The organism is Vibrio ichthyoenteri ATCC 700023 (assembly GCF_000222605.1).
Taxonomy (GTDB): domain Bacteria; phylum Pseudomonadota; class Gammaproteobacteria; order Enterobacterales; family Vibrionaceae; genus Vibrio; species Vibrio ichthyoenteri.
The window spans coordinates 1-333 of sequence record NZ_AFWF01000192.1; the positions used below are offsets into that span (position 1 = coordinate 1).

General features: G+C 52.9%; 1 protein-coding gene. It reads left to right on the forward strand.

Annotated elements, in window-relative coordinates; genetic code table 11:
- The coding region (locus tag RH85_RS13415) for an Ig-like domain-containing protein (RefSeq protein WP_006713146.1) at positions 1-333 on the forward strand (333 nt) is incomplete at both ends.

A 333-nucleotide genomic window follows, 5' to 3' on the forward strand; every position in this document is an offset into this window, starting at 1 on the left:
CGGATGCGACGCACCCAACTATCAAACTCAAGGGTGACGATAAGTCCGGCGTGATTGCCGACAACAAAGGTCTTCACGACCTGACGGCGACCGTGCTCGATGTGAATGGCAACGCGATTGAAGGGATCCTAGTGACCTTTAGTTCCACGACAGAAGGAGCCACGGTCACGAAAGAAGCGACTACCGATAATGATGGTTTGGCGAAGGCGGTGATCACCTCGATTAAAGCGGGTGGTAATGTGGTGGTGGCAAAAGTGGGTGATAAATCTGCTGATGTGTCGGTGGAGTTTGTAGCGGATGCGGCGTATCCAGAGAAAGTGCTTGTTGTTGGGC